The organism is Pseudomonas plecoglossicida NBRC 103162 = DSM 15088, from assembly GCF_000730665.1.
In the GTDB taxonomy this organism is placed as follows: Bacteria; Pseudomonadota; Gammaproteobacteria; order Pseudomonadales; family Pseudomonadaceae; genus Aquipseudomonas; species Aquipseudomonas plecoglossicida.
Genome location: NZ_BBIV01000046.1, coordinates 42,422 through 48,973 on the forward strand (window position 1 = coordinate 42,422; position 6,552 = coordinate 48,973).

Annotated in this window: 5 protein-coding genes and 1 pseudogene; 4 read left to right on the forward strand and 2 right to left on the reverse strand. The window is 60.1% G+C overall.

What is annotated here, in order from left to right:
- The first annotated feature begins 24 nt into the window (after positions 1-24).
- Positions 25-1,278 (forward strand): serine hydroxymethyltransferase, encoded by a 1,254-nt coding sequence (gene glyA, locus PPL01S_RS20680; RefSeq protein ID WP_028625334.1) that lies wholly within the window; start codon positions 25-27, stop codon positions 1,276-1,278.
- A gap of 70 nt (positions 1,279-1,348) precedes the next feature.
- Complete coding sequence (gene lipA, locus PPL01S_RS20685) at positions 1,349-2,347, forward strand: lipoyl synthase (protein ID WP_028625333.1); 999 nt, start codon at positions 1,349-1,351, stop codon at positions 2,345-2,347.
- A gap of 58 nt (positions 2,348-2,405) precedes the next feature.
- Here lipA and PPL01S_RS25815 read toward each other — a convergent pair.
- A pseudogene (locus tag PPL01S_RS25815) lies at positions 2,406-2,624 on the reverse strand (type 2 periplasmic-binding domain-containing protein); the annotation flags it as partial.
- 109 nt (positions 2,625-2,733) lie between these two features.
- Positions 2,734-3,414: a FecR domain-containing protein gene (locus PPL01S_RS20690; protein WP_248694071.1), complete on the reverse strand. Its 681-nt coding sequence runs from the start codon at positions 3,412-3,414 to the stop codon at positions 2,734-2,736.
- A 244-nt stretch (positions 3,415-3,658) separates the two neighbouring features.
- On the opposite strand from PPL01S_RS20690, the gene PPL01S_RS20695 reads away from it, so the two are divergent.
- Together PPL01S_RS20695 and PPL01S_RS24815 are read left to right on the forward strand one after the other, a co-directional pair.
- Positions 3,659-5,947, forward strand: a complete 2,289-nt coding sequence (locus PPL01S_RS20695) for a 3'-5' exonuclease (RefSeq protein ID WP_050483653.1) — start codon at positions 3,659-3,661, stop codon at positions 5,945-5,947.
- A 423-nt stretch (positions 5,948-6,370) separates the two neighbouring features.
- On the forward strand, positions 6,371-6,552 hold a 182-nt coding region (locus tag PPL01S_RS24815; RefSeq protein WP_156056269.1), incomplete at its 3' end, for an AAA family ATPase.

Below are 6,552 nucleotides of genomic sequence, written 5' to 3' on the forward strand. Positions count from 1 at the left end.
AACCAACAAGAAGGAATCACACCCATGTTCCACAAGAGCCTGACCCTGTCCGATTTCGACCCGGCACTTGCCGCCGCCATCAGCCGCGAAGTGCAGCGCCAGGAAGACCACATCGAGCTCATCGCCTCGGAAAACTACACCAGCCCCCAGGTGATGCAGGCCCAGGGCACCGAGCTGACCAACAAGTACGCCGAAGGCTACCCAGGCAAGCGCTACTACGGCGGTTGCGAGCACGTCGATGTAGTCGAGCAACTGGCCATCGACCGCGCCAGGCAGCTGTTCGGTGCCGGCTACGCCAACGTCCAGCCGCACTCGGGCTCCCAGGCCAATGCGGCGGTCTACCTGGCCTTGCTGCAGGCCGGGGACACGCTGCTGGGCATGAGCCTGGCCCATGGCGGCCACCTGACCCACGGCGCCAAGGTGTCGTCCTCGGGCAAGTTGTACAACGCCGTGCAATACGGCATCGATACCAACGGCCTGATCGACTACGACGAAGTCGAGCGCCTGGCTGTCGAGCATAAGCCGAAGATGATCGTGGCTGGCTTCTCGGCCTATTCGAAAACCCTCGATTTTGCGCGTTTTCGCCAGATCGCCGACAAGGTCGGGGCTTACCTGTTCGTCGACATGGCCCACGTCGCCGGCCTGGTGGCAGCAGGGCTGTACCCCAATCCGCTGCCTTACGCCGACGTGGTCACCACCACCACCCACAAGACCCTGCGCGGCCCACGTGGCGGCCTGATCCTGGCCAAGGCCAACCCGGATCTTGAGAAGAAGCTCAATGCGGCGGTGTTCCCAGGCGGGCAGGGCGGACCACTGATGCACGTGATCGCGGCCAAGGCGGTGTGCTTCAAGGAAGCCCTGGAGCCTGGCTTCAAGGATTACCAGCGCCAGGTCATCGACAACGCCCGGGCCATGGCCGAGATCTTCATGCAGCGCGGTTTCGACGTGGTGTCCGGTGGCACCGACAACCACCTGTTCCTGGTCAGCCTGATCCGCCAGGGCATCACCGGCAAGGACGCCGACGCCGCACTGGGCCGTGCGCACATCACCGTGAACAAGAACGCCGTGCCCAACGACCCGCAGTCGCCGTTCGTGACCTCGGGCCTGCGCATCGGCACCCCGGCGGTGACCACCCGTGGTTTCCAGGAACCGCAATGCCGCGCCCTGGCGACCTGGATCTGCGACATCCTCGAGCACCTCGGCGATGCCGACGTCGAGGCTCACGTGGCCCGGCACGTGGCGGAGCTGTGCAAGCAGTTCCCCGTCTATCCAGACTGACCCCCTGCAGAGCTCGGCGACCGTCAGCACAGCGCTGGCGGTCTACACCATCGAATGCCAGGAGTCAGCCATGTCCACAGAGCAACTGCAACATCTCGCCAAGCGCCCGCAGCCGCTGCAGGCCGGGGTGAAACTGCGCGGCGCCGAGAAGGTGGCGCGCATTCCGGTGAAGATCCTGCCTACGGAGGAGGTGCCGCGCAAACCCGACTGGATCCGCGTGGAAATTCCCACCTCGCCGGAGGTGGCGCGGGTCAAGGCCTTGCTGCGCAAGCACAAGCTGCACAGCGTGTGCGAAGAAGCCTCCTGCCCGAATCTGGGCGAGTGCTTCTCTGGCGGCACCGCGACCTTCATGATCATGGGCGACATCTGCACCCGACGTTGCCCGTTCTGCGATGTCGGCCATGGCCGGTCCAAGCCGCTGGATGCCGATGAACCGAAGAACCTGGCCATCGCCATCGCCGACCTGCGCCTGAAGTACGTGGTCATTACCTCGGTGGACCGCGACGACCTGCGCGACGGCGGCGCCCAGCACTTCGTCGACTGCCTGCGCGAGATCCGCCAGCTGTCGCCGGGCATCCAGCTGGAAACCCTGGTGCCGGATTACCGGGGTCGCATGGCCGTGGCCTTGGCCATCACCGAGCAGGAGCCGCCCGATGTGTTCAACCACAACCTGGAGACCGTGCCACGCCTATACAAGGCAGCACGGCCGGGGTCGGACTTCGAATGGTCGCTGGACCTGCTGGAGCGGTTCAAGCAGCGTGTACCGACGGTGCCGACCAAGTCGGGGTTGATGCTGGGGCTGGGGGAAACCGATGAGGAAGTGATCGAGGTGATGAAGCGCATGCGCGAGCACCAGGTCGACATGCTGACCTTGGGGCAGTATCTGCAGCCTTCGCGCAGTCATCTGCCGGTGCAGCGGTTCGTGCACCCGGATACCTTTGCCTGGTTTGCCGAGCAGGGGTTGGCGATGGGGTTTGCGAACGTGGCTTCGGGGCCTTTGGTCAGGTCTTCGTATCATGCGCAGCAGCAAGTGGTGAACTCGATTCGGGCCTTGAACATGAGTGAATGAGGTTGCGCTGATCATGTTGAGCAGTGGCGTTGGGTCGATCACTCGAGAAGCCCCAGGGGCCGCTGGCGAGGTGCGGCCTGGCCATGTAGTACGGTAGCCAGAGCACGCCCAGTCCGGCAAGGCCGGCGGCGAGGTAGGCGTTGCCGTCGTCGACCGTCAGCGCCGAGCGCCCCTGGACTTCGATACGGTCTTCGCTTTGTTGCAGCACCAGCGGCAGTGCCTTGCCCGTGCGGAACCAGAGATAGCCGATGGTCCGGTGCGGGCCTTCTTCCAGGTCCCGTCGCCAACCTCAATGCGATCTTGGTCGAGGCGGGCAGCAGCTTCGCCGATGTGGTCGATACGACCACAAATATTTTCAGTAAGTCGAGTGTGGGCGTCTGCGCGGGTCATGAATGAAGTTCGAGTGGCTCCAAACGCACCCAATAGCGTGTCATGCGCCGTGCGCGGATCGGCAAGGCGTCTTCCAGGCTGAGCAGGGCGAGGTCGGTGTCATCGAGATTGAATGCTCCGGACAGCCGCAGCTCGGCGACTTGCGCGTTACACCCGAGATAACCGGGGCGGTAGCGCGCCAGCTCGTGGACCACATCGCCCAGACGCCAATCGATGCTCACCAGCATGCCTTGAACCCAGGCCAGTGCATCGGCGGGCAGGGCGCGCAGCGGCCCCACGCTGTCAGCGCTGAAGCGCATGCCGTAACCGCTATCGATGCGCACCCTCTCAGATGACCGACGGGTGCGTACTTCCACGGCATGGGCGGCCACCACCACCTGCGTCGAGGCGGCGTCCTGGCGCACGCTGAAACGGGTGCCGAGGGCGAGGATATCGCCGGCAACGGTGCGTACGCTGAGCGGGCGCAGATCCTTGGCGGTGTCCACCAGGATTTCGCCCTGGTGCAGATGGATCAGGCGCCGGCCGGCGTCGAAGGTCACATCCACGCGGCTGTCGGTATTGAGGTCCAGGCGTGTGCCATCGGCCAGCGTGAATTGTCGACGCTTACCTATCCGTGTCGAGTAATCGCAACGCCACGGCGAAACCCGATAGCCCCGCCGACCACATTCACCCGCCAACCCCTCTCTGCCACTCAGCGAAGGAAGACCCGCATCACATCGACTGCGTTCTCGATTCGTGCCTCATGCGCTGATAGTCGACGGCAGCTTTTCGCGGCTGGCGGGTACGACTTTCGTCTAAATAATGGCAATTTGACACTAAAAGCATCGAAGTAAACGTAGCAATGTGCCACGATTCCAGCTCAACGCCTCGTGCGAAGGCTCCAGGCGGTCTGACATCCACGTCGACTTATCAAGGAAGGTTATGCCTCAGGTCATCATCCCGCGCTCATTCCGTAAAATGCTTCGAGAACTCAGCAAAGCTGACAAAGTGGGTAAAACTGCGGCCCAACGCGCTGAAGCCGCTTGCACCCAAGCAAACCTGAGCGACCAAATTCGCCTGGAGCGCACGAAACATGGTGAGTCGCGCCTGGACTGCGAGAAGTACGAACTCGGCGACGGTTACCGTTTGGTGCTGCAGCGCAACAAGGTCGGTACCGAAGATTTTCTGATCATGCTGTTTGTCGGTTCCCATGCCGATTCCGATACCTGGCTGGAGTTGCACCGAGGTTACAAATGGGTGCGTAAGGATTCTGACGGCAAGATCGACTTCATCCAGGTCTCCAGTGCGGAAGAGCCAATCCGAGCACCGATCATCGACGTTTCGTTAGACACACCCGAGCACGTCCTGGATGAGCCGCTGCTTTCGACGTTCTCTGCCGAAGACTTCAAAGGTTCGACACTTCGCGCAGAGACCATTCAGATTTTGCTGGGGGTCACTAAAGGTGATTGGGGTGAAGCAGCAAACAGCATCTTGGACAAGTTCGAAAAGGAGCAGGATATCGAGTCGGCTGTGCTGGCGGCGGATCTGCTGGGTATGGCCGACCATGGCGACCTGGAAGGTGCTCGCCAACGTCTACGTCTGGACGCCAAGCAGGCCCATGAGGCCACTGCTACTGAACTCTGGGAAGCTGTCAATGCGCCGATCAACGCAGAAACCTTCTACACCTGGAAAGAAGAAGAGGGCATGCCTGACCCGTCCAACCGGGAAGAGTGGATGCTGTACCTGCATCCTGAGCAGCGCAAGATCGCACACGCTGACCTTGCAGGCCCTTCGCGTTTGCGAGGTGTTTCCGGGAGCGGAAAAACGTGTGTCTTGGTTCATCGTGCTCAGTTCTTGGCCAAAAAATACGGCGAATACGTCCTGGTGGTGACGCTGACTGACAGCATGCGCAAGCTGCTGAATTCGCTCGTAACGTCCCTGTGCGGCCCGGAACGCTCGCTGATCCATGTTACGACTATCCAGGCGTTAGCGCGTGATCTTGTCCATGATCTGAAGCCCGATCCAACCCGCAGGCCAGTTGAGTCTTACACCGATGCTGCGATGGCTGCGGTTATCAAGGCCGTGCCTGAGTTCAATACCGGTGCGTCTGCGCTTGGCCGATTGTCCCCGCATGACCTCAAGCATTTCTTGCGAGAAGAGCTGAGTTACATCCGCACCCGATTGCTGCCATCTGACTACTCGAACTACGTGAAGTCATCATTCCGACGCATCGGTCGGGGTAAAGCGTTGGCGGAGCCTGCCCGCAAACAGGTCATGCAGGGCCTCCAAGCCTATGAACAGATCATCGCACAGGGCCGTGTACCTGATTTTGAGGGCATCGTGCAGGACGCCATCACCCTTCTGAGTGCTCAGGGTGAAAAGAGCACCAAACGCTGGCGTGCTGTCCTGGCCGATGAGGTTCAGGATCTGAGCCAGAACGAGATTCATATGCTGTCGTTGATCCGGACGGAAGCTGGTGATTTGCTGAAAACAGCCCCAGATGGTCTTTTCCTGGTAGGTGATGGTGCGCAGACTATCTACAAGCGGGGTTTTTCGCTGAAGACGCTCGGTATCACGCTCAACCGGGCGAGTGTTTTCAAGAAGAACTACCGCAACACCAAAGAGATCCTGCAGGCCGCGTATGCGTTGATCATCAACTACGAGTTCTCGGACATTGATGAAGACTCACAACAGAAACCGTTGGCACCTGACTTTGCCGTTCGGCGGGGTGAGCGCCCAGGGCTCGTCCGCTGCAAAAGCAAGGAGGACGAACTGGCCTACGTCATTTCCGCCATCACCAAAATCAGGGAGGTCCATGGCGATGACGCGCTCGATGATGTTTGCGTGATCTCACGGTCGCGAGCCTTCCGAAGTGACGTCACTCAAGCCATGGAACGCTCGGGCATACCTCATGTTGACATCAAGGCTTCGATCGATGCCCCAGGAGTACGCGTATCTACCGTAGAAAGCGCCAAAGGTTTTGAATTTGGCACTGTATTCCTTGCTAGCGTGGCTGAGTCGCTCTCCAGTACTCGCCCGCAAGAAGCGACTGATGCTGCTGATGTCGCCAAGCTGTATGTTGCGATGACCCGCGCCCGTGACTTGCTGCATATCAGCTACGTTTCAAACGCCGAGTTGTCGCCTGTCGAAGCGCTCAATACCATCCAGCCTTGGTGTGAGTTGCTGAAGTTTGAAGGTGGCAAAGTACGTTCGCTAGCTGAATACGCTTAAGGGCGCAGGTGGGAGCAGGTCTACTTGGCCTGCTTCTACTTGACCGTTAGCCGTGCCGAGGGCAATCCGCGAACAGGCGTAGAAATGAAGATTCAAACTAACCTATCAGCGTCGCTTCCTGCCTAGTTCCATCTTGATCCGGCGGCTCAACGTTAATGCGTGCCGCCGGATCCTGCGGTTTTCCACATTTTCAGCATGCAAGGCCTAGGCAAGCCGACAGCAACTCGAAGGTCTGGTTGAGGTTGCTGAGTTAATCCTTGCCGCTACGGTCGGCATGACTAGTTGCAGAAAACTTCTGAGCCACTATTTGGCTACCGCGCGACGACGGCCTGAGCTAGGATTGGCCCGCTACAGCGTCACTCATACAGAACGTGCCTGAGATCCTGGCTCGCCGGTCATGGTTAGCCAGAAGGGATTCGAACGTTGATACTTAAGCAGATGCGCGCGTGTGGTTTTCAGTCGTTCGGCGCGGAGCCGGTCACTATCGATTTCCGAAAGCTTACGTTCCTGATTGGCCCTAACGGTTCCGGTAAAACTGCAACGTTGCAGGCGCTGTGCCGGCTATTCTCGATTGACCCCAACCAACGACGCTTGCGCAAGTCCGG

Excerpts from the sequence above, each read along its gene's own strand:
- glyA (WP_028625334.1), top strand. The coding sequence starts at position 25 with ATGTTCCACAAGAGCCTGACCCTGTCCGATTTCGACCCGGCACTTGCC.
- lipA (WP_028625333.1), top strand. The coding sequence starts at position 1,349 with ATGTCCACAGAGCAACTGCAACATCTCGCCAAGCGCCCGCAGCCGCTG.
- PPL01S_RS20695 (WP_050483653.1), top strand. The coding sequence starts at position 3,659 with ATGCCTCAGGTCATCATCCCGCGCTCATTCCGTAAAATGCTTCGAGAA.